Origin of the sequence: Flavobacterium sp. 9 (assembly GCF_002754195.1) — a bacterium.
Classification (GTDB): domain Bacteria; phylum Bacteroidota; class Bacteroidia; order Flavobacteriales; family Flavobacteriaceae; genus Flavobacterium.
The window spans coordinates 1,966,514-1,991,907 of sequence record NZ_PEEU01000001.1 but is presented as its reverse complement, the minus strand read 5'-3'; the positions used below and the strand labels follow the sequence as shown (position 1 = coordinate 1,991,907).

At 32.4% G+C, this 25,394-nt stretch carries 29 protein-coding genes and 2 tRNA genes; 10 read left to right on the top strand and 21 right to left on the bottom strand.

The window, feature by feature from the left end; all coding sequences use genetic code 11:
- Nucleotides 1-11: 11 nt before the first annotated feature.
- The 4 genes from CLU81_RS07725 to CLU81_RS07710 form a co-directional block, all read right to left on the bottom strand.
- Nucleotides 12-491: a hypothetical protein gene (locus tag CLU81_RS07725; RefSeq protein WP_099709291.1), complete on the bottom strand. Its 480-nt coding sequence runs from the start codon at nucleotides 489-491 to the stop codon at nucleotides 12-14.
- 2 nt (nucleotides 492-493) lie between these two features.
- On the bottom strand, nucleotides 494-949 hold the full coding sequence (locus CLU81_RS07720) for a tRNA (cytidine(34)-2'-O)-methyltransferase (protein ID WP_099709290.1): 456 nt from the start codon (nucleotides 947-949) through the stop codon (nucleotides 494-496).
- A gap of 52 nt (nucleotides 950-1,001) precedes the next feature.
- Nucleotides 1,002-1,586: a pseudouridine synthase gene (locus CLU81_RS07715; RefSeq protein ID WP_099709289.1), complete on the bottom strand. Its 585-nt coding sequence runs from the start codon at nucleotides 1,584-1,586 to the stop codon at nucleotides 1,002-1,004.
- 65 nt (nucleotides 1,587-1,651) lie between these two features.
- Nucleotides 1,652-1,858, bottom strand: coding sequence for a hypothetical protein (locus CLU81_RS07710; protein WP_099709288.1), 207 nt, complete (start codon nucleotides 1,856-1,858; stop codon nucleotides 1,652-1,654).
- A gap of 196 nt (nucleotides 1,859-2,054) precedes the next feature.
- Between CLU81_RS07710 and CLU81_RS07705 the strand changes: the two genes are divergently transcribed.
- A complete protein-coding gene (locus tag CLU81_RS07705; RefSeq protein ID WP_099709287.1) occupies nucleotides 2,055-2,423 on the top strand; it encodes a hypothetical protein in 369 nt (122 codons plus the stop codon).
- Between the two features lie 65 nt (nucleotides 2,424-2,488).
- Here the strand turns inward: CLU81_RS07705 and CLU81_RS07700 are convergent, their stop codons facing one another.
- From CLU81_RS07700 to CLU81_RS07685, 4 genes are all read right to left on the bottom strand, one after another.
- On the bottom strand, nucleotides 2,489-3,016 hold the full coding sequence (locus CLU81_RS07700; RefSeq protein ID WP_099709286.1) for a MepB family protein: 528 nt from the start codon (nucleotides 3,014-3,016) through the stop codon (nucleotides 2,489-2,491).
- Nucleotides 3,017-3,052: 36 nt separating this feature from the next.
- Nucleotides 3,053-4,819 carry a hypothetical protein gene (locus tag CLU81_RS07695; protein ID WP_099709285.1) on the bottom strand — a complete coding sequence of 589 codons (1,767 nt, stop codon included), beginning with the start codon at nucleotides 4,817-4,819 and terminating at the stop codon, nucleotides 3,053-3,055.
- A complete protein-coding gene (locus tag CLU81_RS07690) occupies nucleotides 4,816-5,367 on the bottom strand; it encodes an RNA polymerase sigma factor (RefSeq protein WP_099709284.1) in 552 nt (183 codons plus the stop codon). The genes CLU81_RS07695 and CLU81_RS07690 overlap by 4 nt, the downstream gene beginning before the upstream one ends.
- A gap of 207 nt (nucleotides 5,368-5,574) precedes the next feature.
- A complete protein-coding gene (locus CLU81_RS07685; RefSeq protein ID WP_233209676.1) occupies nucleotides 5,575-6,456 on the bottom strand; it encodes a protease complex subunit PrcB family protein in 882 nt (293 codons plus the stop codon).
- Between the two features lie 186 nt (nucleotides 6,457-6,642).
- Here CLU81_RS07685 and rmuC point away from each other — a divergent pair, with 186 nt between their 5' ends.
- The 5 genes from rmuC to CLU81_RS07660 all read left to right on the top strand — a co-directional run bounded on the left by rmuC (nucleotide 6,643) and on the right by CLU81_RS07660 (nucleotide 10,380).
- Nucleotides 6,643-8,016, top strand: a complete 1,374-nt coding sequence (gene rmuC, locus CLU81_RS07680; RefSeq protein WP_099712698.1) for a DNA recombination protein RmuC — start codon at nucleotides 6,643-6,645, stop codon at nucleotides 8,014-8,016.
- Between the two features lie 6 nt (nucleotides 8,017-8,022).
- Nucleotides 8,023-8,388, top strand: coding sequence for a 6-phosphogluconate dehydrogenase (locus CLU81_RS07675; protein WP_099709283.1), 366 nt, complete (start codon nucleotides 8,023-8,025; stop codon nucleotides 8,386-8,388).
- A gap of 6 nt (nucleotides 8,389-8,394) precedes the next feature.
- Complete coding sequence (locus CLU81_RS07670) at nucleotides 8,395-8,943, top strand: acyl-CoA thioesterase (RefSeq protein ID WP_099709282.1); 549 nt, start codon at nucleotides 8,395-8,397, stop codon at nucleotides 8,941-8,943.
- Nucleotides 8,944-8,968: 25 nt separating this feature from the next.
- A complete protein-coding gene (locus CLU81_RS07665) occupies nucleotides 8,969-9,364 on the top strand; it encodes a VOC family protein (RefSeq protein ID WP_099709281.1) in 396 nt (131 codons plus the stop codon).
- 446 nt (nucleotides 9,365-9,810) lie between these two features.
- Nucleotides 9,811-10,380: a YceI family protein gene (locus CLU81_RS07660; RefSeq protein ID WP_099709280.1), complete on the top strand. Its 570-nt coding sequence runs from the start codon at nucleotides 9,811-9,813 to the stop codon at nucleotides 10,378-10,380.
- A 3-nt stretch (nucleotides 10,381-10,383) separates the two neighbouring features.
- Here CLU81_RS07660 and CLU81_RS07655 read toward each other — a convergent pair whose 3' ends face one another.
- Nucleotides 10,384-11,295 (bottom strand): TIGR01777 family oxidoreductase, encoded by a 912-nt coding sequence (locus CLU81_RS07655; protein ID WP_099709279.1) that lies wholly within the window; start codon nucleotides 11,293-11,295, stop codon nucleotides 10,384-10,386.
- 96 nt (nucleotides 11,296-11,391) lie between these two features.
- Here CLU81_RS07655 and CLU81_RS07650 point away from each other — a divergent pair, with 96 nt between their 5' ends.
- Together CLU81_RS07650 and CLU81_RS07645 are read left to right on the top strand one after the other, a co-directional pair.
- Nucleotides 11,392-12,054: a TetR family transcriptional regulator C-terminal domain-containing protein gene (locus CLU81_RS07650; protein WP_099709278.1), complete on the top strand. Its 663-nt coding sequence runs from the start codon at nucleotides 11,392-11,394 to the stop codon at nucleotides 12,052-12,054.
- The gene (locus tag CLU81_RS07645) at nucleotides 12,051-13,355 is read left to right on the top strand and encodes an AarF/ABC1/UbiB kinase family protein (RefSeq protein WP_099709277.1); all 1,305 of its coding nucleotides are present in this window, start codon (nucleotides 12,051-12,053) and stop codon (nucleotides 13,353-13,355) included. The genes CLU81_RS07650 and CLU81_RS07645 overlap by 4 nt, the downstream gene beginning before the upstream one ends.
- Nucleotides 13,356-13,559: 204 nt before the next feature.
- On the opposite strand, the gene CLU81_RS07640 is transcribed toward CLU81_RS07645, so the two are convergent.
- The 8 genes from CLU81_RS07640 to CLU81_RS07605 all read right to left on the bottom strand — a co-directional run bounded on the left by CLU81_RS07640 (nucleotide 13,560) and on the right by CLU81_RS07605 (nucleotide 21,116).
- Nucleotides 13,560-14,855 carry a deoxyribodipyrimidine photo-lyase gene (locus CLU81_RS07640; protein WP_099709276.1) on the bottom strand — a complete coding sequence of 432 codons (1,296 nt, stop codon included), beginning with the start codon at nucleotides 14,853-14,855 and terminating at the stop codon, nucleotides 13,560-13,562.
- Between the two features lie 93 nt (nucleotides 14,856-14,948).
- Nucleotides 14,949-15,407, bottom strand: a complete 459-nt coding sequence (locus CLU81_RS07635; RefSeq protein WP_099709275.1) for an SRPBCC family protein — start codon at nucleotides 15,405-15,407, stop codon at nucleotides 14,949-14,951.
- Nucleotides 15,408-15,555: 148 nt separating this feature from the next.
- On the bottom strand, nucleotides 15,556-15,996 hold the full coding sequence (locus tag CLU81_RS07630) for a sterol desaturase family protein (RefSeq protein ID WP_099709274.1): 441 nt from the start codon (nucleotides 15,994-15,996) through the stop codon (nucleotides 15,556-15,558).
- Between the two features lie 204 nt (nucleotides 15,997-16,200).
- Entirely contained in the window at nucleotides 16,201-17,040 is an 840-nt protein-coding gene (locus CLU81_RS07625; protein ID WP_099709273.1) for a phytoene/squalene synthase family protein, read from the bottom strand.
- A 3-nt stretch (nucleotides 17,041-17,043) separates the two neighbouring features.
- A complete protein-coding gene (locus CLU81_RS07620; protein WP_099709272.1) occupies nucleotides 17,044-18,510 on the bottom strand; it encodes an NAD(P)/FAD-dependent oxidoreductase in 1,467 nt (488 codons plus the stop codon).
- A 37-nt stretch (nucleotides 18,511-18,547) separates the two neighbouring features.
- Nucleotides 18,548-19,447 carry a MerR family transcriptional regulator gene (locus CLU81_RS07615; protein WP_099709271.1) on the bottom strand — a complete coding sequence of 300 codons (900 nt, stop codon included), beginning with the start codon at nucleotides 19,445-19,447 and terminating at the stop codon, nucleotides 18,548-18,550.
- Nucleotides 19,448-19,522: 75 nt separating this feature from the next.
- Nucleotides 19,523-20,482, bottom strand: a complete 960-nt coding sequence (locus tag CLU81_RS07610) for an ion channel (protein ID WP_099709270.1) — start codon at nucleotides 20,480-20,482, stop codon at nucleotides 19,523-19,525.
- Nucleotides 20,483-20,615: 133 nt separating this feature from the next.
- Complete coding sequence (locus CLU81_RS07605) at nucleotides 20,616-21,116, bottom strand: tetratricopeptide repeat protein (protein ID WP_233209675.1); 501 nt, start codon at nucleotides 21,114-21,116, stop codon at nucleotides 20,616-20,618.
- A 271-nt stretch (nucleotides 21,117-21,387) separates the two neighbouring features.
- Here CLU81_RS07605 and CLU81_RS07600 point away from each other — a divergent pair, with 271 nt between their 5' ends.
- Nucleotides 21,388-21,960 (top strand): helix-turn-helix domain-containing protein, encoded by a 573-nt coding sequence (locus CLU81_RS07600; RefSeq protein WP_099709268.1) that lies wholly within the window; start codon nucleotides 21,388-21,390, stop codon nucleotides 21,958-21,960.
- Nucleotides 21,961-22,050: 90 nt separating this feature from the next.
- On the opposite strand, the gene CLU81_RS07595 is transcribed toward CLU81_RS07600, so the two are convergent.
- Nucleotides 22,051-23,205 carry an acyltransferase gene (locus tag CLU81_RS07595; RefSeq protein WP_099709267.1) on the bottom strand — a complete coding sequence of 385 codons (1,155 nt, stop codon included), beginning with the start codon at nucleotides 23,203-23,205 and terminating at the stop codon, nucleotides 22,051-22,053.
- Between the two features lie 101 nt (nucleotides 23,206-23,306).
- The gene (locus CLU81_RS07590) at nucleotides 23,307-24,212 is read right to left on the bottom strand and encodes a LytTR family DNA-binding domain-containing protein (RefSeq protein WP_099709266.1); all 906 of its coding nucleotides are present in this window, start codon (nucleotides 24,210-24,212) and stop codon (nucleotides 23,307-23,309) included.
- 154 nt (nucleotides 24,213-24,366) lie between these two features.
- Between CLU81_RS07590 and CLU81_RS07585 the strand changes: the two genes are divergently transcribed.
- A complete protein-coding gene (locus CLU81_RS07585) occupies nucleotides 24,367-24,930 on the top strand; it encodes a hypothetical protein (RefSeq protein ID WP_144444481.1) in 564 nt (187 codons plus the stop codon).
- A gap of 143 nt (nucleotides 24,931-25,073) precedes the next feature.
- Here CLU81_RS07585 and CLU81_RS07580 read toward each other — a convergent pair.
- Nucleotides 25,074-25,146 (bottom strand) — tRNA-Lys (locus CLU81_RS07580).
- A gap of 42 nt (nucleotides 25,147-25,188) precedes the next feature.
- Nucleotides 25,189-25,261 (bottom strand) — tRNA-Lys (locus CLU81_RS07575).
- Between the last annotated feature and the right edge of the window lie 133 nt (nucleotides 25,262-25,394).

Genomic DNA, 25,394 nt, shown 5'->3' with positions numbered 1-25,394 from the left:
GAAGTTTAAAATTAAACAATATTATTTTCTCTCTTAAATCTATTTCTGTGAATAGTAATGGTATGTTCTAAATCGCCAATCCCAACATTTAATTGTTCGATATCAATTTTCATTTTATTGTCTTCGCTAATAATGTAGTAAACAAAAAAATGTCTTCTTGACTTACGATGTCCTTCGGTGACAATTCTTTCGTTTTCAATGTTACTCCATGAAACTAAAGGCAAATCTCTATATTGGATTCCTTTTGAATTAATTCTAAATTGAACTTCATTAATTCTTTTTAATAATTTGAATTGTTCATTACCTTGAAATACAATAAAAACTAATAAAAATAAGGATAAGAAGTAACCGTTTTTTATTTTTAAAGCATAAATAGCACCAATTGAGAAACCAATTAGAATACATATCCATAGAGAAATAAGACTTCTTGAATAGTAGATTAAAGTTTCTTTAGAATAACTAAGATTATTTACGTCAATAAAAGGTCTCATATTTAAGCCTTCAATCCAATTTGTCTCTTTGCTTCACCAACTACAAAAGCGACAGAATTAGCGATATTAAAGCTTCTGATTAATTTTGACATTGGAATAGTTAAATGATTTTCAAAACGCGCTAAAACTTCTTTGCTTAAGCCAACACTTTCTTTTCCGAAAACGAGCCAATCTCCATCTTGAAAATCAGTTTCCAGATAAGATTTATCTGCGTGAGAACTCATTAAGAAAACACGTGATTGATCCGGAATCTGTGCAATCCATTCTTCTATATTTTGATATTCGGTTACGTCAAGATGTACCCAATAATCCAATCCTGAACGTTTCAGGTTTTTATCATTAATCACAAATCCGAAAGGATGAATCAAGTGTAATCTACTTTCTGTACCTACACATAATCGTCCAATATTTCCCGTATTATTAGGTATTTCAGGTTCTACAAGAACTACGTTTAGCATTATCGTTTATTTGTTTATTCGGTTAATCGTTTATTTGCCAATTATCTAATTATCAAATTGACTCATTTTCTAATTTAAAAAAATCGGAAACTTCGAGAACTTCTCCGGCTTTTAAGTCTTGCAAATATACATTTCCTATACGAACGCGAACTAATCTTAAAGTAGGAAAACCAACTGCAGCGGTCATTTTTCGAACTTGGCGAAACTTTCCTTCATTTACAATTATCGATGCCCATGAAGTTGGTCCATGTCGTTCGTCTCGTATTTTTTTTGCTCTCGGACCAAAATCCGGAATTTCGGTAACAATAAAAGCAGAACAAGGTTTGGTTTTGTATTTGCCGCCATCAAAACCAATTTCTACACCATTTTGCAATTGTTCAATCGCTTCTGGCGTAATAACTCCGTCAACTTGGACATAATATTCTTTATCGACTTTTTTGCTTCTGATTTGCTCGCTTACTTTTCCGTCAGTAGTTAATAAAAGCAATCCTTCAGAATCTTCATCCAGACGACCAATTGCCATTGTTCCTTCGGGAAAATCATATAATTCGCCCAAAAGCTTTTTCTTTCTTTTTAGTTCATATATAAATTGACTCAGATAGCCGTAAGGTTTAAAAAGAATAAAATGTTGATGCATGCTGTATTTTTAGACTGCAAAGATAGTTTTGTTTGAGAAAGTAAATAATTCCCGATACTATATTATTACGGTTTTGAAGCTTTCATTTTCTTTAGCCATGTAAAAAAGAACCAAATTGCGGTTATGCCCAATAGAATGAATAATGGAGAATAGTAATCTTTAAAAAAATCATGAAAATAGCTTCCAATTAAAATATAGGCTGATGCCATACATAGTTTTATTAAAATAAATTCGGCGTTTGACCAACTCGTTTTGATTTTGAAAAAGTTCATTGCAAATGATTTTAGAATTTTATTAAAGTTACAATTTTGAATGAGAATCTAGAATGTTTTTACTTTCAATAAATTGAATTTTAGACTTTTAATGTTGAAAATAAAAGTTGTTTAGAAACCCAAAGCTATGTTAAAGAACTTATTTTCTATTTGTAAAATTCGTAATATTATATAGTAATGAAAAAAATGTAATGTTATGGAAAATAATAATTTAGGTTCCAAAAAGATAAACGGAACGCAAAAAGATAGCGAAGAATTAAAAGGAAAAAATGTTTCTCATGATAAAGAATCTGATGCATCAAAGCTCAAAAAAGAAGTTGTAACAGACGCTGATGGAAATAAAGAAATTGTAGATCGTGCAAGAAATGTAAACGAAAACATTAAAGAAGTTTCAAACGAAATAGATCCAAATAATCCAAATGCAAACCGTGGCGTTTCGACAGAAGAAGAGGCGAAAAAAACGGTTGAGAACAAAGACAGAAATTCTGATGTGAATCCAAATCGTTATCCAAATTCACATCCTGATAATCATGAAGATCGTGGAAATATGAAATTAGACGATTAATAATTTCTATTTAAAGTAAAAGAAAACGGCAATCTGAACATTTCAGATTGCCGTTTTTTATTTATTTAAGATTGGAACAATTTTGCAAAAGTTTCAAGATCTGTTTCAGGAGTTATTTCATAAAAATAACGCAATTGCCATTGCTGCGTTTTTTGAGCTTGTGAACTCGTTGTTTCATTCCATGGCGGATAAACACGTGTTGCTCGTTTGCCTTCTTTTGTTTTTGTAGAGAAGATTCCTTTTTCTAATAAAATGGCTTTCGGAAAAATAAATTGTCCAAAAAGATCTTCTTTTCTTGTGCTAACAATTACAAAATCTATTTCGTCAGCAAAATCAAAAGGTTCAATTATTCCGGATTTATTACGTTTCCATAAAGTCACAAACTGACCTGTTTTTTTTGGAGTTATTTTTGCTTCCCGATAACAAATAAGTTTTTCGTTTAGATAAAATTGATAGCCATTATAATCAGCACTTTCAACTACTGCTTCCGGTTCTGAACAATTAAAATCAAAACAATCATAAACCATTTCTTTGGCTAAATTTAAATCTTTAGAGATGGATTTTTGATTTGGCCAGTGATTTTTAATTGTCATTTTGAGAAGATTAGCTTTGAAACTTGTTTTTGTTTTTTAGAAAGAAACATTTAATCCAAAATTCAATCCCCATTGAAATTGGTTGAAAGATTGATTATTCAGAGGATTAAGGTAATAATTTACCGCAGGTTCAGCAAAAACATTTGTCTTTTTATAAATGCGATATTGTACCGTAGTACTCAAAGTCGAACCGTAAACAAAATCATTTGCATTGATATTATTACCAATAGATTTGCCATTAAGAGCGACATCGTTAGAAATCAGCTTCCCAACAAAACCGCCTGTATTTAAACTGATACTTGCTTTGTTTTTAGTAAATACAGCATATGAAACTTCAAGAGGCATTTCGATGTATTTAAGACTTTGGTCTATGTTCCCGCTTTGTAAATTCTCACCTTGTATATCATTCATTTTTAAAGCATCTGAAGTACTATTTGAAACAAAAATATAGCTCGAATTATTTGTTATTCGTGAAGAACCCGATGATTCAGCAGCGCTATAAAAACCTGACGGACTTAACGAAACGACACTTTTTGAGTCTACATAAGAAATATCAGCAATACTTTGACCAAGTTCATTAATCTTAAGACCAGAACCTACAGCCCATTTATTATTAATCTTATATTTTGTTTTTACACCGTATGTACTACCTTGTTTAGAATCGTTTGCATAACCTAATGTTTTGTTGTTTTTGGTATTTTCAGAATTTGCTATACCGGCAAAAACCTCTACAGCCCATTTTTCGGCATTAGAAAGAGATTTGTTCTTTTTGTCTTTTTTGGTTTCAGGTTCTGCTGTTGCAATACCTTTTTCCAAATTTTGAAGTTGTAACAATTGAACAGAATCTATTTTGCTTTCCGAATTATTTGCTTTTGAATTATTCGCTTTCGAATTGCTCAATTCAGCACTTGCAAGAACATCTCTTTTAGAATAATCGATTGTTGTTGCTCCATTTTGAACTTTACTCGCATTTGTTACATTATTATTACTCTTCAATGTTGAATTTGAAGAAGTAAAAGCAAGATTACTGCTGTTTTTTGAGCTTGTTTTGTCTTCAAAAATAGAATTTGACAATTGACTTTTTGTGTTTGAATTAAATCCGTTTGTTTTACCTGAATTAAATGTTTTCTCAGTAAGAAGCTTATCTGTAGCAGTTTTTTTAGTATTTGGAAGTTGGTCCCGAAGTCTCGGGATAGAAACAGAATTAAAAGAATCTCCTTTTCCTGTTGTAAATGTTTGTTCCGCTACAGCTTGGCGTGTATTTTTCTTCTCAATATTTGATTTAGGATTTTTTTCAATAACTGATTTTTCAATATTTAATTTAGAAGATGTACTATTATTTATTGTCTTATTTTCAGAATCAGCTTGAGCTACTGCGGTTTCTGATTTTGGGTAAATAGTAGTAGATTGATTGTTTACTTTTTTTGATGATGGTGAAACTCCTTCGTTTGTATTTGATTCTTTTTCAACACCATCTTTCAAGGCTTTATTTTCCTCAGTTGGTATTGCAGTATTATTCAAGTTGTTTTCGTGCTCTCCATTTTTCTCTTCGATAACAACCTTATTGGTTTCTGAAGAATCGATATTTAAATTTTTGATTCCAGAATCAGAAGTAAAATGTAAAACAGAAGGAAGCAACAAACCTAATAGTAAGCATGCCGCAGCCGACCACCAAAGAATAGCTTTCTTTTTCTTTTTAGGTTTATCTAGTTTTTCCTCAATTTGCCCCCATAATTCCGGAGGCGGAATACTTGAAAAGTCTTCCATTGATGAAAAAATATCTTCTATGTTTTGCTTTTTCATGCTATTTTAAAATTTTTTATGCTCAAAATTCTTTTCTGCAAAATGTGCTTGGCTCTATTTAAATTTGATTTTGATGTTCCTTCAGAGATCTTTAATAATTCGGCAATTTCTTTGTGTTTCAATTTTTCAAAAACGTATAAGTTAAAAACCGTTCGATATTGATCTGGTAAATCCCTAATATATTCTAACAGTTTTTCTTGCTCAATTGGGATTCCTTCTAATTCTTCCTCTTCGACAAAATCTGTGTCAGGATCAAAAACATCGAGAAAGAAACTTTCCTTTTTCTTTTTGTTTAAAGTTTCAATCAGTTTATTGATAAAAATTCGCTTTAGCCAGCCTTCAAAACTTCCTTCGAATTTATATTGACCAATTTTCTGAAAAACAATTACAAATGCTTCCTGAAATACATCTTTGGCATCGTCTTCGTTTTTCATATATTTCAGGCAAATACCATATAAAACAGGAGAGAACAACTGATAAATTTTCAGTTGTCCTTCTCTGTCATTTTTAAGGCAAAGCTTGATATATTTTTCTAAATCGTCTTTCAAGAAGTGGTTAAATTTGGTTTTGCAAAAATAGTTTTTATAAGCATATAAAACTATCTTTTATAATAGTACGGGTTGCGCCTTGATTATAATTTACGATTGTTAGATTTTGATTGTCAGTATTTTCTATTTTGTAAGTCTCGCTTTCAAAGTAAATCCATACCTAATTTTGACGGATCAAAAACACCAAAATCTTTCCTCGTAATTTGATTATTTTAAAGACGCGATTTTATCTTTAATTAATTTCTTGAACAATTTGATTTCACTTCCCTGATCGTCCGTATCGTTATTGTCGATATAAATTCTCGTAGTTTTTAAACCTTTACGAAGTTCAAAATATACACCGCCCTGACCAGCTGAATCTGGAGTACCGTATGTTTTTGTTTGCCCTTGGTTGTTTAAAATTTCAGAAGGAACACTTGATAATAATGCAGCATAATCACCTCTCTTAGCTTTTGCAGTGTATCTGTATTGGTTAAAATCATAACCTCCAGAAACTACATTTTGAAATTTTAGAATACTAAAATCATTTATCTGGAAGAAATTTTGACAATCTGCTCCGGTACATTGTGCTTTATAAGTTCCAATAATAATATTATCCGGGTTTTCAGTAGCTTTAATAAAGATGATTGGTTTTGAAGTTTGAGGAATCAAAGCATAATCTGCCGGATAAGTTGAAGCCGGTGATGTTGTTTCGCCTGTTAACGGCTGTTTTTCGTAAAAACTAACAACCATTTGGCAGCTGTTTTCAACTATATTGGTAATTTTAATAGTATAACCACTTGTAGGTTTTATTCCAGAGAAAACTCCAATTAGATAATATTTAGTAAAATCGATTGTAGGATCACTTGCGTTAGGACATGAGCTTGCATTTTTTTTGAAATACTTATCCATTTTTTCCTGTGAAGTTGCAATAAGTGCCGCAGGAGTAGTTTGGTTTGTTATCATGCTATAATTGCAAGAAAGAGGATATCCTGTAAACGAAACATCAGCATAAGTTCCGCAATCTATATTCGTTTTGTCATCGTTACTAAGAGAACATGCGCTAAATCCAAAAGCTATAAATAAGCTCAGCATTAATTTTTTCATCATTTATTATATTAGGTTATAATTCGTAGATGAGGTTCTATTGAAAAGGTTGCGTTAAAAAGAATATTTTTTTTCTTTATTTTTTTAAGTTCAAGTGATTTAGAATCAGTGGTAATGAGTAAAAATTTGATTTTAAAAATTATCCGATACTTATTATTGCTTACTTTTACTTTAAAAATAAACTCAGTTATGTTTGATTTTCTTCCGCTTTTATTGGCCTTTGTCGTTGCATTATTCCTTGGAATTTATTTAGGAAAATTGTTGTTTTCGGCAAGAGCTCAAGCAGAAAAAGTAAGTTTAGAAGAGCGATTAAATGCAAATGCAAATCAAATGCAATTGCAAAAAGAACAATTCGAGAACGAAAGAAATAACTTTCAGAAGCAATTTCAATTATCAAATGCTGAGAAAGAAAATATCAGAACAGAAAAAGACAGTTTAGCTATTCAGCTTTCAAAAAAAGAAGTTGATTTCGAAAATCTTTGGGAACGTCATAAAGAACAAAAAAACGAAATCACGGAACTTCAGGAGAAATTCACCAAAGAATTTGAAAATTTAGCCAATAAAATTCTCGAAGAAAAATCGGCAAAATTCACAGAACAAAATAGCGAAAACATGAAGAATATCTTGTTGCCATTGCAGGATAAAATTCAGGGTTTTGAACAAAAAGTAGAACAAACACACAAAGAAAGTATCGATTATCACGCTGCTTTACGTCAGCAGATTGTAGGTTTAAGCGAGATGAATGCACAAATGAGCAAAGAAACTCTGAACCTGACAAAAGCGCTGAAAGGAGATAGTAAAATGCAGGGAAATTGGGGCGAATTGGTTCTGGAACGTGTTTTAGAAAAATCAGGTTTAGAAAAAGGCAGAGAATATGAGGTTCAGCAAAGCTTTACGAATAATGAAGGAAGTAGAGTTCTTCCGGATGTTGTAATTAATTTGCCTGACGGAAAAAAAATGATCGTCGATTCTAAAGTTTCTCTGGTTGCTTATGAAAAATGGATCAATGAGGAATCAGAAATTCTTAAAATTGATTTTCTAAAAGAACATGTAAACTCCATAAAAAGACACGTAGAACAACTTGGAAGTAAAAACTATCATGATTTATACCAAATAGAAAGTCCTGATTTTGTTTTGCTTTTTATACCAATCGAGCCCGCTTTTGCAATTGCTTTAAACGAAGATGCTACATTATATAATAAAGCATTTGATCGCAATATTGTGATCGTTACGCCAACGACATTATTAGCGACTTTGCGCACGATTGATAGTATGTGGACGAATCAAAAACAACAGGAAAATGCTTTTGAAATTGCCAGACAAGCCGGAGCTTTATATGATAAATTTGAAGGTTTTGTTGCGGATCTTTTAAGAATTGGAAATAAAATAAAAGACACAAAAACGGAATACGAAAATGCTATGAGCAAATTGGTTGATGGCAGAGGAAACTTGATTTCGAGTGTAGAAAAATTAAAGAAAATGGGAGCAAAGGCAAAAAAAGCGCTTCCGGAAAATATTATTGCAAGAGCATCAAATTCAGATGAAAATCAATCTTTAAACTAAGATCACATGAAAAGAATTTTATTAATAATTGCGGTAGCTTGCGTTTTGATCGTCAGCATTTATTTAGCCTTTATTTATTTTGTTCCTTATAGTGAAGGATATCGCTCTGGAGAATTAATAAGAATGAGTCATAAAGGTGTAATAATGAAAACCTGGGAAGGAGAACTTAGTCAGGGAGTTTCTGGTTCTCAAATATTCCGATTTTCAGTTTTAGACAGTGACCAAAAAGTAATAGATCAATTGAATGAATTAGAAGGTCAATATGTAAAGTTGACTTATGTCGAACGCTATAAAACATTTAGCTGGTGGGGAGATTCACGTTTTTTCATCACAGCAGTTCGAAAAGAAAATTCCCCATTTAAATATAAATAAACAATTATGACCGCAGATTTTAAACCCGTTTCTTCCTCAAAAATTAGCATTTCCGAATTAATGTTGCCTTCGCACACCAATTTTAGCGGTAAAATTCATGGAGGATATATTTTGCAACTACTAGATCAGATTGCCTTTGCATCGGCGTCAAAATTTAGCGGTAATTATTGCGTAACAGCTTCGGTTGATACCGTAAACTTTTTGAAACCTATTGAAGTTGGTGAATTGGTTACGATGAAAGCTTCTGTAAATTATGTGGGAAGAAGCTCTATGATTGTAGGGATTCGTGTTGAAGCCGAAAATATTCAGACTGGTGCAATCAAGCATTGTAACTCTTCATATTTTACAATGGTCGCCAAAGACAAAGATGGGAAAAGTGTTCAGGTTCCCGGATTAATTTTGTCTAATTTAGAAGAAGTTCGACGCTTTAGAAAAGCAATTAAACATATCGAAGTCAGAAAAGAAGTAGAAGAACATGAAAAAGCTGCAAATGTGAGTTCTATCGAAGATCTGGCAAGTTTAGATAAATACAATGTCTTATTAGAGATTAGTTAGAATAGTTTTATTAAAATAAATTGAAATGGTAAAGTTTGGATATACAATTCTATATGTAGAAGATGTCGAGAAGTCAATAGTGTTTTATGAAAATGCATTTGGTTTTTCGAGAAAATTTATAGCACCGGGAAATGATTACGGCGAATTAATTACTGGCGAAACAACACTTTCATTTGCTTCGAAATCATTAGCAAAACAAAACTTAAAAGAAGGTTTTCAGGAAAGTAATATTACTAACAAACCTTTTGCTATCGAAATAGGATTCATAACTGATAATGTTGAAGAACTGGTACAGAAATCAATCTCAGTTGGAGCAACTTTAGTTACAGAACCTACGCAGAAACCCTGGGGACAAATTGTAGCTTATGTGCGAGATTTAGATGGGTTTTTAATTGAGATTTGTACCGAAGTTCAAGGATAGAAGATATTTGTTTTGTAATATGTTTTGAAGAAATATTTGTGTAGTCCCTACGGGACATTATTTCGTAGATGTTATTGTTTTTTACCAACATTTAATCTCTACGAGATATTCTTTCTTATGAAGGATAATCTCTAATCTTTAAAAATATTCCGGTAGGAATTATATATTGGTAGAAACAAAATATGCGAAAACGATTTTGTCCCGTAGGGACAACACATTTAGCATATTTTGTATCTGACAATCAACATTTCACAAGTCAAAAACATTCACAAATATTTAGGATAAATAAGCAACCGTATTCCTTAAAATTTCGTAACTTTAAGTATAACCATTTAGTTACTGTTTTTCACGGAGTACTGCCATTCTATTTTTGTATTAAGTCCAGTTTTTCTCTCTTCTTAAAATGAAAAAATGTGAATGACATAATTGTTTAATTATTAACGATTATGAAAAAAACTACTTTTCTTATTTTGCTATTTACTGCTTATTCCGTTATTGCACAGGAAAAATTCTTTACAAACACAGGGACTATAAACTTTGAAGCTTCAGTTCCGTTTTTTGAAGAAGTAAAAGCCGTAAACAGACAGGTTGCAATTCTTTTGGAGCCTAAAACAAGTACATTTATTTGTACTGTTATTGTCAAAGATTTTCGTTTTAAATTAGATCTGATGCAGGAACATTTTAATGAAAATTACTTAGAGAGCCACAGATATCCTAAAGCTGTTTTTAAAGGAAAAATTCAGAAATTTGATCTGAAGGATGTAAACGAAATTGAAAAAGAATATCAAATAAAAGGCAAACTTATAATGCACGGAAAAACGAAGGAAGTAATCGTAAATGCTTTGATTAAAAAAGTAGGCGATGGAATCCAGATAATTTCTGATTTTCCTATTTTGGTAACTGATTTTAATATTCAAATTCCAAGCAGAATAGCAACTAAAATTTCGCAAACCGCAAACACAGAATTAATTGGTGTGGTGCGAACTAATGATTCAATGTATTTAACTTTGAAATAAGCTTTAATTCAAGCAATTTACCAGTGTTTTTTCCAGATCTGTAAACTGAAATTCAAAACCAGTTTTTTGAATCTTTTCAGAGGAAACTCTTTGGCCTTTTAAAATAGCTATACTCATTTCGCCCAAAACTATTTTTAAAACAAAAGCTGGGACTTTAGGAAGCCAAATTGTATATCCAAATAAGTTTGCCAATACTTTAGAGAATCTTGAATTAGTTGTGGTGTCAGTTACGCAGGCATTATAAGCACCTTGTATTTGCTCGTCCTGAATTGCTTTTAAATAAATCTGGCATAAATCGTCGATATGAATCCAGGGTAAATATTGTTTTCCCGTGCCTAATACTGCTCCAAAACCAGATTTAAAACTTGGAACAATTTCTTTTAGGAAACCTTCGCCTTTGCCCAAAACAATTCCTGTGCGAATTTTTACGGTTCTAATGTTCAAAGTAGCGATCTGGTCAACGGTGTTTTCCCAAACCTGACAAGTATTGCCAAGGAAATCATTTGTCGGAGGTGTTGTTTCATCACATATTTTGTGGCTTGTAATAGCACCATAAAATCCAATTCCTGACGCCGAAATAAAAGCATCCAAATTTTTATTTTGTTCTTTTAAAATAGAAAAAATAAGATCAATTGGTTTTGTACGACTTTCAAGTATGGCTTTCTTACGTTTTGTAGTCCATCTTTTTTCTACAATACCTTCGCCTGCCAAATGGATAATATAATCTGCTTCAAGAATAGCTTTCTCATCAATAAAGTTCTTCTTTAAATCCCATTTATAATACGTAATTGAAGGCGTGTTTTTTTGATCAGAACGGCTTAAAATAGAAACCAAAAAACCATTGTCGATAAGTACATCCGTAAGATGTTTACCAACAAATCCAGTACCTCCGGTTAGTAAAACATTTTTAGCCATTATATTATAATATATTTAACAGTACATCGGGTTTAAGCATAAGTAAAGGTACTTAAACATTGCTTACCTTTAAGGCAAATTCTAAATTTTAATGAAATGACAACTAAAAAACACGCAATTACAAGGGATGATATCGTTTCAAAATATATGGATGAGGTTTTAGAAAAGGGGCAAAAGCCAAAGTCAGTTTATCATTTTGCGAAAGAAAATGATTTTACGGAAGCTGAGTTTTATTCCTTTTTTGGAACATTAGAAGGTTTAGAAAAAGAGATATTCAGACTCTTTTTGGTCAATACAATTGATTTGTTGCATAAAAATGTCGATTATCAGGAATATGATATGAAGAATAAAATGTTGAGTTTCTATTTTACCTTTTTTGAGATTTTGACAGCCAACAGAAGTTATGTTTTACAAGCCTTGAAAATTGATAAAAATCCAATTAGAAATTTAGTACAATTAACATCACTTCGAGAAGGATTTAAAGAATATGTTTCTGAAATTCTGACAGACGATTATAGACTAGAACAAGAAAAATTTCAAAAATTTCAGGAAAAAGCCATTCAGGAATCCGCTTGGCTGCAATTGATGATAACTATAAAATTCTGGATGGACGATGAATCGGCGGCTTTTGAGAAAACCGATATTTTTATCGAAAAATCAGTAAATGTGTCATTCGAATTAATGAATGTTGCGCCAATGAATCATCTTTTGGATTTTGGAAAATTCCTGTTCAAAGAAAAAATATACAGCAAACAATGAAAACGATCGATTATATACCAACATCAAAAATAGAAAGAGCTGGAAAATTAGTGCAAACAGGCGCAAAAATTGGCGTAAACTATGTTAAGCATTATGCTGAGAAAATGGTAAATCCCGATTTAACGCGTGATAAACTAAATGAAAATAATGCAGAGGATATTTATGACGGATTAAAAAGTCTAAAAGGCAGCGCATTAAAAGTTGCTCAAATGTTAAGCATGGACAAAAACTTTTTGCCTCAGGCTTATGTGGAGAAATTTTCATTGTCACAGTTTTCAGTTCCGCCACTTTCGGCACCATTAGTATTAAAAACTTTCAAAACCAATTTTGGAAAAACACCTTATGAAATATTTGACGAATTCAATGCAAATTCTGTAAACGCAGCAAGTATTGGACAAGTTCATTTGGCGACTAAAAACGGCAAAAAATTAGCTGTAAAAATTCAATATCCTGGAGTTGCCAATAGTATTTCGTCAGATTTGGCTTTGGTAAAACCTATTGCGATCAGAATGTTTAACCTTCAGGGAAAAGATTCTGATAAGTATTTTAAGGAAGTTGAAGATAAACTTATCGAAGAAACCAACTATTTACTGGAGCTTGAACAAAGCCAAGAAGTCGTTAAAGCTTGCAATAAAATTGAGAATATATTGTTCCCAAATTATTATCCGGAGTTTTCGTCAGAGAAAATCATTACAATGGATTGGATGACGGGAATTCACCTTTCAGAGTTTACGGCTAAGAATACAGATCAGGAAGTGGGCGACAAACTTGGTCAGGCACTTTGGGATTTTTATATGTATCAAATTCATGTTTTAAGAAAAGTACATGCTGATCCACATCCGGGAAACTTTTTGGTAGACGACCAAAATAATCTGATCGCTTTGGATTTTGGTTGCATGAAGAAAATTCCGGAAGATTTTTATGTTCCGTATTTTGAATTGATTAATAAAAATGTCATTACAGATAAAACAAGATTCAACGAAAAATTGTTTGAATTAGAGATTCTTCGTCCGGACGATTCGCCTTCGGAAATTGAATATTTTACTGAGATGTTTCACGATTTGTTGTCACTTTTCACGAAACCTTTTCAAGATGAAACTTTCGATTTTGCCGATGAAACTTTCTTTGATAGTATTGCTAAATTAGGCGAACGTTTCTCAAATGATACAAATCTCAAAAAAATGAACGGAAATCGTGGTTCTAAACATTTTATTTATATGAATCGAACTTTCTTTGGTTTGTATAATTTGATGTTTGATTTGAAAGCTAAGATTGTCGTGACTAATTATTTGAAGTATTAGGAGCTATTTCCTGCACCCGAAGTTTTGAGATCGCTTAGGATTGCAAGTTTGCAATAAATGGCACGCAGATGACGCTGATTCGCTTCGCGAAAACGCAGATTTACACGGATTTTTTACACATAAACCTTTGTCAAAGTTTTAAACTTTGACAAAGGTTTTTAGTTATAGCGAAACTTGAAACTTGAAACCTGAAACAAAAAAAAACTATTTCAAAATCCCTGCTTTATAAGTGGAAATCGCACGATCTCTTGCAAAAGCATGATCGACCATTGGTTCGTTATATCCTAAGTCAAATTCAGAAATCCATTTGCGGATGTAGATTCCTTTTTCGTCAAATTTCTTTTGTTGAATTTCGGGATTGAAAACTCTGAAATATGGTGCAGCATCGCAACCTGTTCCTGCAGCCCATTGCCAATTCCCGACGTTTGATGCTAATTCGAAATCTAGTAGTTTTTCGGCAAAATAAGCTTCGCCCCATTGCCAGTTAATCAACAAATGTTTGCATAAAAAACTCGCAACAACCATTCGAACGCGATTGTGCATATAACCGGTTTCGTTTAGTTGCCGCATTCCTGCATCGACCATTGGATAACCTGTAGTTCCGGAACACCAACGCTTAAAATCTTCTTCGTTATTGCGCCATTGAATACCATCATAAGCTGACTTGAAATTATGATTTACACAATTTGGGAAGTTAAACAGGATTTGGATAAAAAACTCTCTCCAGATCAATTCACTTAGAAAAGTTTGATTCTTTTTATTTGCCCAATTCACAAGTTTCCGAATGCTAACGGTTCCGAAACGTAGATGTGGCGAAAGATAAGATGTACTGTCTAAAGCCGGAAAATCTCTGGTTTCTTTGTAATTCGCAATTTGTGTTAAATTATGCGGAAGGACTTTTATAGTGCTTTTTTCAAAACCAATTTCTGATAAGTCAGGAAATGAGAATTGATTCTCGGCAAAGTTTTTTAATAAAGGTTTAGTATCATATTCAAGAACTTGTCCTGCGAGATGATATTTCTCGAGCCATTTGTTTTTATATGGCGTGTAAACGGTGTAGGGAAGTCCGTCTGATTTTGTGATTTCTTTTTCTTCAAAAATTACATGATCTTTAAAAGAAAAGGTTTCAATATTATTTTGTTGTAATAATTTCTGAATCGCAATATCACGTTTAATCGCAAACGGTTCGTAATCTTTATTAAAGAAAATAGATTGAATGTCGAATTCTTCGATAAGTGATTGCCAAACGTCTGCCGTTTTCCCTTTTTTGATTAAAATCGAAGAGTTGATTGTATTCAATTCTTCATTTATTTTCTCTAGAGAATCATAAATAAAACTAACTCGCGCATCATTTAGAGGAAGATTGTCGAGAATATCTTCATCAAAAATAAATAACGGAATTACGGGAAAATCAGATTGCAGTGCATTAAATAATCCAATATTATCATCGAGACGTAAATCGCGTCGGAACCAGAAAAAGGTTGCTTTTTGTTTTGTCATTATATTAAATCGCGTTTTGCGAATGTTTTTTTGCCACAGATTTTAATGATTTTTAAAAGATTTTTTAATCTGTGAAATCTATTACATGATTTATTATGAATTGAATAACTCTTCAATTTTTTTGTGACGGTACTCAAAAATGGATTTCAATTTATTTCTGACCATTATTTTATTGGCGAGTTGCCCTAAGATACCAAAGGGTAGAGCATAATGTACGACATCTGTCATTTTTGTACCGGTTTCTGTTGGTTCAAAAAAATGTTTATGGTGCCATAATGCGTAGGGACCAAAACGTTGTTCGTCTACGAAATATTGATTTTCTGAAGAAACGGTTATGATTGTCATCCAATTGATTTTAATACCCAAAAGAGGTTTTAAAGTATAAGTGATAACTTGTCCCGGATACATTCGTTTGCCGTCGAAATCCTGAATAACAAAATTCATATCGTCAGGTGTTATTATTTGCAGGTTTTGCGGACTCGAAAAAAAGCCCCAACATTTTTCGATACTGGCGTTTAAGTGTTGTACGGTTTCTAATTTATATACTTTCATAAAATCAATTATTACGATGGTTCTTGAAATACGTTTGCGTTAGGGGTTGTAGTGGAGCTCTTTTTGTGTCAGGCTTTTTTTGCCTGATGCAAAAAAGCGGGAGCGGAAGACCCGACCCGCTTTTTCTGCGGGTAACGCCCAAATTATTTTACATCTTGTAATATTTAAATGGAACGAATAACATTCCGAAACATTCTCCATGTTCTTTTCCTAAATGCTTGTGATGTATTTTATGTGCTTTTCTTAAACCAATCAGGTATTTGTTTTTAGTGTTTTTGAACCATTTAAAACGTTGGTGTATCAATACATCATGAACTAAAAAGTAACACAAACCATATAAAGTTATGCCACAGGCAATGAAAAACAAATAATTGAATCCGCCCTGAACTCCAAAATAAAAGAGAATTATACTTGGCGTGGCAAAAATGACAAAGAATATGTCGTTGCGCTCAAAAGTATGTTCGTATTTTGGCTGGTGATGATCTGCGTGAAAATACCACATTAATCCGTGCATAATATACTTGTGCGTGAGCCAGGTAACACATTCCATGAAGAGAAAAACGCCTAAAAAGATTAAAAAAGAAATCATTTTTTATATTTTGAATTGTTATAATTGTCAATTTTCGCCAGTCTTGTCATTTCGACGGAGGAGAAATCTTAGTTGCTATATCTACAAAGATTGGTGTTTTTCTTTGCGTCCCGAAGCTTCGGGATTGTGTGATTTATTTCGTCTGTTCGCTATCACTCGAGTCTCGTTCCTCGGAATGACAAAGATTATGGGTATAGTTAGAAGCTACACTAATTTTAGTTTATAAGTTACAAAAGATTGTGCCAAAAGTCCTGCTTTTGTATAATTTGAAACTCTGATTCTTGAGTTTCCTATTTCGTAATAAGGTGTGTTTTTGAGCTTTTTTAATAGTTTTTTGTAATAAATAAAAGCGGTATAAACACCAAATTGCGCTTCGATGGGCAATTTTACAATTCCTTGATATGCGATTTTAAAATCTTCTTCGATTTCGTTGACGATAGCTGTTTTGGTATTTTCATCGAAAGAATTTAGGTTAACGCCTGGAAAATAATTTCGGTTTAAAACTAAATTATCGTCTTTAAGATCTCTCAGGAAATTTACTTTCTGAAAGGCCGATCCTAAACGCATTGCCTCATTTTTAAGTTGCTCGTACTTTTGATTGTTTCCTTTTACGAAAACTTTCAAACACATTAAACCTACAACATCTGCAGAGCCATAGATGTAATCTTCGTATTCCGTTTGTGTGTTGTAATTTGATTTGATGAGATCGAGTTTCATGCTTTTTAAAAATGCCTGAACAAGATCGTCTGTAATATTATATTGTTTTACCGTGTGCTGAAATGAATTAAGAATTGGGTTCAAACTTATACCAGCTTCGAAGGCTTTGTAATATTCTTTTTCAAAATCATTGATGAGGTTTTCTTTGTCATAATCCTGAAATGAATCCACAATTTCGTCGGCAAAGCGAACAAATCCGTAAATGCTGTAAATCGCATCACGAATACTTGGTGACAACATTTTGACTGCCAACGAAAATGAAGTGCTGTAGCTTTGCGTGACTAGCTTGCTGCATTTGAAAGAAACGGTGTCGAATAGTGATTTCATTTTTTAAGATCTAAAAGATTTTTGAATTAACTCAGCTACTAGTTTTCCCGATATTAAAGCAGGCGGAACTCCTGGCCCGGGAACTGTCAATTGTCCTGTGAAATATAAATTCCTGACTTTTTTGCTTTTTAGCTTTGGTCTTAAAAAAGCTGTTTGCAGCAATGTATTAGCCATTCCGTAGGCATTTCCTTTATATGCGTTGTAATCTGTGACAAAATCGTTCTTGCAAAATGATCTTTTAAAGATAATATTATTTTTAATTTTTTGCTGTGTAAGCTTTTCAAAACGATCTATTATCTTTTCAAAATATTCTTCTCTAAGCGCTTCACTATCTTTGATTCCCGGAGCAAGCGGAATTAGGAAAAAACCTGATTCCATTCCTTCGGGTGCTGCAGATGTATCTGTTTTTGATGGAAAGTTAGCATAAAATAAAGGTGCTTCCGGCCATTTTGGAACGTCGTAAATGTCAATTGCGTGTTGGTTAAAATCAACATCAAAAAACAGGGAATGGTGCGAAATGTTTTCTATTTTTTTATCAAATCCAACAAAAAACAATAGTGAAGAAGGCGCGAAAACACGACTTTCCCAATATTTTTCAGAGTAAACGCGGTGTTCTTCGTTTAATAAAGTTTCGGTATGATGATAATCGGCTCCGCTTAAAACGATGTCTGCTTTTATATGTTTTCCGTTGATTATGATTCCGGTTGTGATTTTGTTTTCGACAACTATTTTCTCAATTGGAGAATTTGTTTGTATAGAAACTCCAAGTTCTATGGCTAGTTTTTCGATTGCTTGCACAACATCAAACATTCCGGTTTTTGGATGCCATGTTCCTAATCCAAAATCGGCATAATTCATGAAATTATAAAACGAAGGTGTTTTAGAAGGTTTAGCTCCCAGAAATAAAACAGGAAATTCAAGAATTTGAATCAGTCTTTCGTTTTTGAATTTCTTGCGAATATCATTACTTACAGTACTAAAAAACTGATTGAGTTTTAGCGTTGTTTCAAGTGTGATTAATTCAAGTGGTGAAATTCCCGGACGATAAACAAGATCTTTAATCGCAATGTCGTAATTGCTTTTGGCTTGTTTGATAAAGGTTTCAAGTTTTTTGCCACTTCCAATTTCTATGGTTTCAAAAGTGGTTTTTATAGCTTCTAAATTATCACAAATGCTTATGAAATCATTTATGTCAAAATAAACCCGATAAGCTGGATTTAGTTTTATCAGTTCGTAATAATCAGATGTTTTTTTGTTGAAGTCCTGAAAGAAACGTTCAAACACATCAGGCATCCAATACCAACTTGGTCCCATATCGAACGTGAAACCATCTTTTTTGAATTGCCTTGCACGTCCGCCAATAGTTTCGTTTTTTTCATAGATAGTTACTGTGTTTCCTTGTTTTGCCAAGTAACACGAAGCAGCTAAAGCTGAGAAGCCGGACCCTATTATTGCTATAGTTTTCATAATTTGTTTAACAAATATAAGAAAACTTTAAACAAAAATGTTATAACATGCTAATTGTTTCGTCCATAGTGTCGAAAATACGGATTCTTTCAGGTAAATTTTTCTGCTCAATGTATTCTGTCATGTTACCCATAAGCCAGATTTCATTGTTTTGTTGCAGTAATTTTTGTCCCATTGATTTTACGTATTGATTGATTACGCTGCGATCTGGCTGAACGGTCATGAAAGATACAAATGTAATATTCTCAAAATGACGGGTTAAATCCTGTAGATTTTCGATAGGCATACTTTCTCCTAAATATATTGCTTTGTAACCTTTGGACAGGATTTCGTATTGCAGATATAACAAACCTATTTTGTGGATTTCGTTTAATGGTAACGATAGTACAAAAATGCGATCGGTCTTGGTTGGTTTTTGTATTTGAAGACTTTCTGTGTAAATTAAGATTTTTTGTTTAATCAAATGACTCATAAAGTGTTCATTTGCCGGAGTGATAGTTTCAGATTGCCATAATAATCCTAATTCTTTCAATAATGGTAAAAAATGATCTTTGAAAACTTCCTTGAAGCTTTTTTCAGAAATCAACCAATCAAAAGTATTAAAGAACAATTCCTGATCAAAATTCATCATCGCCATTTTGAATGACGTAATGGCGTAGTTTTGAGAATTTTTCTTAGAAATGATTTCGCGCACAAGCTGCGGAATCTTTTCTTCGGGATACGTAGCGATCTTAGAAATTTTATAACCGTATTCGTGTAGTAATGTAATGTTTAGAAGCTTCTGTAAATTTTGTAAATTATAAAGTCTAATATTAGTGTCCGTTCGCATTGGTTCTAAGATGTTATATCTCTTTTCCCAGATGCGAATCGTGTGTGCTTTTATTCCAGATAAGTTTTCCAGATCTTTAATACTGAAGACCGTTCTTATGTTGTTCACCATTATAATACTATTTGATAAACAAAAATAGAATAAAATCTGAAAAAAACTTTAAAACTTGATTAAAATGATGGATTATTAGAGGTTAACCATTTCATATTGGTTCAGTTTGTCTAAATGTAGAATGGTTTTGGTATTGTCACTGCTTCTGTTGTACATGGTTTCGAATTTTGCACCATAAATTATTTCCTCAAAAGTATAGGAAGTTCGGGCTGCAACGGTATTACTGAACATATCATCAAAGGTGGTTATGAAAACCAATATTTCGCCATGTGTTTTTTTGAAATCTTCTTCGGTGAAATTATATAAAGGGCTATTCTCTGTTATGGGATGTACTAATGTCCAGCTTAATGAAAGAGCATTTATTTGATCAAGTTCCAATTCTAAATTGTAGAATTTATTTGTTTTTTCACCGTTTTCTTCAAAGCTCAATCCTAAAGTGACTTTTGCTTTAGCATCAGTAAAATTGGTGTTTTTAAAAGGTACAACACGAATCATTAATCCTTTGTTTTTCCCGTAAGGAGAAATTAAGGCATGATGCGAAAATTTTAAAAATGCTGTTGGTTTACTGAATCTTCCAAAGAATAAACCTGTTGCAATGGCAAAACTTAAGAGACCAATTAAGGCTTCGGCAGCAGAAAGTGCGCTGGTCAAAAATCCGGTGGGACTTATATGTCCGTAACCAACTGTGGTAAAAGTTTGTGCACTAAAAAAATAAGCTTGTCCAAATTGAATCAATGGGCTTTGCGATTGTGCAATTCCGTCAAGATGCTGGATTCCGATTGCGTAATAGATAACTGCAAAAACAAAGTTGATTGCAATATAAAAGGTAAACAAAATTAGCATGAATTTCCAGTTTGGCATATCAATCATGGTGTGATACCAGCTGATTCGGCGGAGTAAATGCATTCCGCTTTTTTCGATATTTGGAGTTCCATTTTTATTTACGAATCGTCCTCCGTAACTGCCGGCATTGGTTCCAAAACCTGAATTTTTATCTGCTTCGACGCGATGGTTTATTTTTTTTAAAAGTGCCATTATGGTTTGGTTTAAAGAGCAAATGTAAGGATATCTTTAATATGAAATTAAGATGTTCCCGGAATCAAAAAAGCAATCTGAAAAATATATTTTACAGATTGCTTTTATAGTAATGCTTTAAGCGATTTTGTTTTTATCTACAAAAAGTTGCTTTGTTTTTGATTGCGCTTTGGCTTCCTAATTCGATTGCTTTTGAGAAGTCTTTGCAGGCATTCTTTTTGTCTCCGCTTTTATTGTAGGCTAAACCTCTTAAGTTATAAGCGATATAATCTTTTGGATTTAAACCAAGAGAAGCGGTGCAATCTTCTATTGTTTCTTTAAAATTTAGTAATTTGTAGTTTACATTCGCGCGACCTGTAAAAGCATCAGCATTCATGTCGTCCAATTCGATCGTTTTGTTAAAATCGGCAAGAGCACCTTTTAGATCGTTGAGTTTTATTTTTGCAACACCACGATTTTGATAAGCTTCTACAAATTTAGAATTCATTCCAATGGCTTTTGTGTAATCTGCGATTGCGCCTTTTGTGTTTCCGGCTTCGGCCTTTTTCATGGCTTTGTCAAAATAAGCCGTTGCGGATTGTGCCCAGGTTGAGCAGCTGATCATAATAAGTAATAGGGGTAATAATTTTTTCATAAACCAATTTGGGATTAGGTTAGTAGGTTAATTAATTCTGAAACGAATTTAAGAAAGATTTATTTTGTAAGAGAAGTTCTTTTGTGAAATAACGATTATTTTTTTTGTCGAAATATATTTTGATAAATAAAGTATTAGGGTTTAAGTTTTTAACTTAGCGTAAAGCTTTGTCCTTTGTATGTGTGTCAAATGTCGTAAGAATGTCATAAGATAACCGCTATCAGATGGTCTTTTTTGAAATAATTTTGGAGTAAAATATAAAATACTAATTATGAATTCTCTAGGAAAAAAAATCAGTGAAACCAGAAAGCTAAAAGGCTTTACTCAGGAAGAACTCGCGGAATTATCAAAAGTGAATTTGAGAACAATTCAAAGAATTGAAAACAGCAAAAATGAACCACGTGGAAAAACGTTGAGTCTTATTTGTGATGTTCTTCAAATTGATAAAGCAGATTTACAAGAATTAAATGAATTGGCGCAAAGTAAAACTACTACAGCTTTTGTTGTTGATGGATTTTTTTTAATTCTTTTAAATATTCTCTTAGTCGGGGTTATTGGATATTTGACTTTACCGCTTGAAGCAAATATAAATAGTAAAGTGGGAGCAGTTCTTCTAAGTTTTTTTATTCCGTTTTTCATTGTTCATTTTACTCAGAAAATGAGAGTAACAGAACGGATTCTTAAATTTGGAATAGGATGGGTAGTATTTCTTGCTAATCTTATTTCGGTGCAAGGTTTTTATCTGGGTTTGAATACTGGATTTAGAACGTGGATATTTTCTTGTATATTAATATTTATTGGCGTTCTGTTTTATGGGAATATTTTCTTTAAAACAGAGAAATAAAAAAGATTGAGTAATTATAAGGTTGTGGAAATTCATAAGTAAAAGCCTGAGAAATATTGATTTTTCGGGCTTTTGTTTTAGAAATATTGACTAAATAATTTTCTTAACTCCCGGGATTAATAGGATAAGTGAACCAAGTAAAAAACTTCCTAAAACTATTATAGGTGCTGCAACAAGAAGTTTTATTGCTGGATCAATAGCCCAGTTTCTTATTGCTAAAGTGAATCCGACAATTACTAATGGATGGAAAATGTAAACTGCAAAACTACAGCGGGATAATTTACTAAGTAGTTTTGAAGAAGTATTCCAGCTTCTTTTTCCTTTAATTAATAATGCTGTTAGTATAGAAATTCCAATCCATTGTTCCCAAACGGCATATAATAAAGCTTGCCAATGAAAACCGCCGGAAAACCAGGATGAATCGGAGTTTAGTTTAAATTTAATTAGAAGAAATACCGTAAAAAACAATACACATACTAAAGCCGATATTTTAAGTTGTCGGCCTGTTTTATTAGAAAGTTGCTCAAACCAATTGTTTTTGGCTGCTAATAATCCAACAATAAAAAGGGCGATATATTGTGTGAAATGCCCAAGTTGAAATCCAATTGGTTCGAGAACCCATCCTACTGGAAATTTTATTCTGACCAAAAAGCTAATAATTCCTAATGTCAATGCAAAGAATAATATCGTTCTTGAATTTGATGTTGCCAAAGATTTTGTGAAGCTGATATTGAATATTTTTTTTACTCCCACATAGATTAAAGAAAAAAGTAATAATGCAGCCAGAAACCATGTAACTCCCAAATCAATCCAATTGTCATATCCGCTTAAATATTGAAGATAATTAATATGTTGCTCTTTGGCGAAATAGTAAACAAGATAAGAGATGAATGGCGAAAGAATAAAGGAGTTAAATAAAATAGGAATTCCTAATCTAACAAGACGGTCTTTGGTGAATTTTGAAGTTCCTTTTCTGGAGTAAGAAGAACTGGTAAAGTAGGCTGCAAGCATAAAAAAATACCCCATAAAGAAGGATTGATTAATGCTTATAAACATTGTCATAGGAATTCGGGCTCCTAAAAGGCTAGTTTGTTCCGAATAATACCAACCTTCAGAAGTACTGTAAGCGATAAAAGTGTGATGAAGTACTACTAAGATTGTTAATAGAACTTTGATGTTGTCTATGTAAGATAGTTTGTTTGAAGAATCAAAATCTGAATTCGTGCTAGCAATTGTGGTTGACATAATAAATTGGTTTATTGTTATTGATGGCAAACCTACAACAGGAAAAATCAGTAACAATAAGGCTTGTTACTGGTAACTAGCTTTTGTGACGAGCAACAAGCTTAGGCAATATATTTACTTTGAAGTTCTTGATAACGGTTGTTGAAGCTGTCGATTTGTTTTCTGGAAACCGGAATTTTTATATCTGTTTCATGAAAGGATAATAGATAGCCTTGAGAGTTTCCGGACATTTTTTCAATCTTAAACATATTTACTAAATAAGTTCGGTGGCATCTGAAAAAGTGTGGGTAGTCTATTATCTGAGCTTCAAATTGCGTTAGGGAAATTCTTTTTACTTCAGTGGTAATTTTATTTTCATTTGATTTTGTTAACTCGATATAATTGCCATCTGCTTTTGCAAAAAGTAACTGATTAATATCTAAGCTGAAATCATCTTGCTTTACATGCGTATTAATAAAAATAGTAGTTTCTAAAGTTGCTTTTGCGGGTTCAATTGCTAATGGAGTAAATTGAAGAACAAATGGAGATCCATTTTTTGATTCGAAATAAAAACTTGATAATCTCAGAAAAAAGTAGAAAAATGTGCCTGCAATAAGACAATTTCTAATTTCTTCAAAAAAATAATTCCATGACCAATTGTTTGGGTTGTTATAAAGTAAATCCCGCATTAAAAAGCTCGTTGTGCCCATTAATACCAATATTATCCCAATTTGGATATATTCTTTGAGTAAAGTCCATTTAATTTGATCTTTTGCTTTTTTAGAATAATTTAATATTCCAAAGTAAGCGAATAGAATTAGTGCCGGAGCTACGGCATGAAAAAAACAAATGAGTAAGTAATGCATTTTGAGTTCCGGATCGTAAACTCCAAATGGTTTGAATAATAAAAGGAATACTAAAAGGATAAGAAATACAGTAACTGAGCTTTTGATTAGATTCTGAGATTGATATCTTTTGGGATATTCAATTTCTTGTGTCAAATGTGCTGTGTTGATGTAGAATCTCATGATTAAAACTTATTTGGGATTAAAAATAAGAAAATTTGAAGATTCTAAGCAAAGTTTGAATTTTTATAGTTTTATAATTCCAGTGTAATTTTTCGTTTAAAAAATAGTTTTATATTGGTTATTGCAATCGAACATCTAATATTTGAATGAGTAAATGAAAAAAATCAATTATCCTCTTCTTCGGCTCTTAATCTGTATTTCATTTATGGGGTGTGTTAATGACCGAAAAGAACCAAAAGAAATTTACAATCAAAAGGCAAACGAAATTATTATTCAAACACTAAAAGGTAATAATTGTAATTGTTTGCTGGAAATTCCAAAAGAATCATTGATCGAAATAATGACTTTGGCAAATCCTCGCTACGATATTCGAAGTTCTGTAATGAAACAGTTAAAAACCAAGAATAGTTCAAATCTCGATAGCTTAGTTAATGTTTCAAAAGGATTTAGTTTAAATATGGTGGCGTTAAAGAATAATAATATTAAAATTATTACTTTAAAAGAGCTGTTGTCTATAAATGGGGATAATGTGAAAGAGGTTTTGAAAGCCTGTCCAAATGGTATAATTTCTATAAGAAAACCAATTTTTGACAAAAAATATCAAAAGGCTGTACTTGATTACGATTATACGTTTACTTGCAGTAAAACTCTTCCGCTTCCGGTTTATGAATTTAAAAATGAAAAGTGGAATCTTGTTGAACAAAAAAATAAGTATTAAGAAATATTTTTTGTTTCAGCCACAATAATTGAATTTGAATCCAAATGCCCTTACGGGTATTATTGTGAGTCGGTAAATCTATTGCTCTCCATGTACGACTAAAATGAAAAAAGGTCATTCGCGATGGCGAACAACCTTTTGTGTGACCCGACTGGGGCTCGAACCCAGGACCCCATCATTAAAAGTGATGTGCTCTACCGACTGAGCTATCGAGTCATTGCTATCAAGGAAAGTGTTTTTGTTAAATCACAAATTTTGTGACCCGACTGGGGCTCGAACCCAGGACCCCATCATTAAAAGTGATGTGCTCTACCGACTGAGCTATCGAGTCATAATTCTTTCCTTGAACGCGGGTGCAAATATAGGGAGTTATTTTTGATATAACAATACCTTATTTTAAGATTAATTTAATAAAGAATTAATATGCTGAAATGGAGGTTATAAGCACGTAAGGTAGCCTTCAT

Excerpts from the sequence above, each read along its gene's own strand:
- CLU81_RS07725 (WP_099709291.1), bottom strand. The coding sequence starts at position 491 with ATGAGACCTTTTATTGACGTAAATAATCTTAGTTATTCTAAAGAAACT.
- CLU81_RS07720 (WP_099709290.1), bottom strand. The coding sequence starts at position 949 with ATGCTAAACGTAGTTCTTGTAGAACCTGAAATACCTAATAATACGGGA.
- CLU81_RS07715 (WP_099709289.1), bottom strand. The coding sequence starts at position 1,586 with ATGCATCAACATTTTATTCTTTTTAAACCTTACGGCTATCTGAGTCAA.
- CLU81_RS07710 (WP_099709288.1), bottom strand. The coding sequence starts at position 1,858 with ATGAACTTTTTCAAAATCAAAACGAGTTGGTCAAACGCCGAATTTATT.
- CLU81_RS07705 (WP_099709287.1), top strand. The coding sequence starts at position 2,055 with ATGGAAAATAATAATTTAGGTTCCAAAAAGATAAACGGAACGCAAAAA.
- CLU81_RS07700 (WP_099709286.1), bottom strand. The coding sequence starts at position 3,016 with ATGACAATTAAAAATCACTGGCCAAATCAAAAATCCATCTCTAAAGAT.
- CLU81_RS07695 (WP_099709285.1), bottom strand. The coding sequence starts at position 4,819 with ATGAAAAAGCAAAACATAGAAGATATTTTTTCATCAATGGAAGACTTT.
- CLU81_RS07685 (WP_233209676.1), bottom strand. The coding sequence starts at position 6,456 with ATGATGAAAAAATTAATGCTGAGCTTATTTATAGCTTTTGGATTTAGC.
- rmuC (WP_099712698.1), top strand. The coding sequence starts at position 6,643 with ATGTTTGATTTTCTTCCGCTTTTATTGGCCTTTGTCGTTGCATTATTC.
- CLU81_RS07675 (WP_099709283.1), top strand. The coding sequence starts at position 8,023 with ATGAAAAGAATTTTATTAATAATTGCGGTAGCTTGCGTTTTGATCGTC.
- CLU81_RS07670 (WP_099709282.1), top strand. The coding sequence starts at position 8,395 with ATGACCGCAGATTTTAAACCCGTTTCTTCCTCAAAAATTAGCATTTCC.
- CLU81_RS07665 (WP_099709281.1), top strand. The coding sequence starts at position 8,969 with ATGGTAAAGTTTGGATATACAATTCTATATGTAGAAGATGTCGAGAAG.
- CLU81_RS07660 (WP_099709280.1), top strand. The coding sequence starts at position 9,811 with ATGAAAAAAACTACTTTTCTTATTTTGCTATTTACTGCTTATTCCGTT.
- CLU81_RS07655 (WP_099709279.1), bottom strand. The coding sequence starts at position 11,295 with ATGGCTAAAAATGTTTTACTAACCGGAGGTACTGGATTTGTTGGTAAA.
- CLU81_RS07650 (WP_099709278.1), top strand. The coding sequence starts at position 11,392 with ATGACAACTAAAAAACACGCAATTACAAGGGATGATATCGTTTCAAAA.
- CLU81_RS07645 (WP_099709277.1), top strand. The coding sequence starts at position 12,051 with ATGAAAACGATCGATTATATACCAACATCAAAAATAGAAAGAGCTGGA.
- CLU81_RS07640 (WP_099709276.1), bottom strand. The coding sequence starts at position 14,855 with ATGACAAAACAAAAAGCAACCTTTTTCTGGTTCCGACGCGATTTACGT.
- CLU81_RS07635 (WP_099709275.1), bottom strand. The coding sequence starts at position 15,407 with ATGAAAGTATATAAATTAGAAACCGTACAACACTTAAACGCCAGTATC.
- CLU81_RS07630 (WP_099709274.1), bottom strand. The coding sequence starts at position 15,996 with ATGATTTCTTTTTTAATCTTTTTAGGCGTTTTTCTCTTCATGGAATGT.
- CLU81_RS07625 (WP_099709273.1), bottom strand. The coding sequence starts at position 17,040 with ATGAAATCACTATTCGACACCGTTTCTTTCAAATGCAGCAAGCTAGTC.
- CLU81_RS07615 (WP_099709271.1), bottom strand. The coding sequence starts at position 19,447 with ATGGTGAACAACATAAGAACGGTCTTCAGTATTAAAGATCTGGAAAAC.
- CLU81_RS07610 (WP_099709270.1), bottom strand. The coding sequence starts at position 20,482 with ATGGCACTTTTAAAAAAAATAAACCATCGCGTCGAAGCAGATAAAAAT.
- CLU81_RS07605 (WP_233209675.1), bottom strand. The coding sequence starts at position 21,116 with ATGAAAAAATTATTACCCCTATTACTTATTATGATCAGCTGCTCAACC.
- CLU81_RS07600 (WP_099709268.1), top strand. The coding sequence starts at position 21,388 with ATGAATTCTCTAGGAAAAAAAATCAGTGAAACCAGAAAGCTAAAAGGC.
- CLU81_RS07595 (WP_099709267.1), bottom strand. The coding sequence starts at position 23,205 with ATGTCAACCACAATTGCTAGCACGAATTCAGATTTTGATTCTTCAAAC.
- CLU81_RS07590 (WP_099709266.1), bottom strand. The coding sequence starts at position 24,212 with ATGAGATTCTACATCAACACAGCACATTTGACACAAGAAATTGAATAT.
- CLU81_RS07585 (WP_144444481.1), top strand. The coding sequence starts at position 24,367 with ATGAAAAAAATCAATTATCCTCTTCTTCGGCTCTTAATCTGTATTTCA.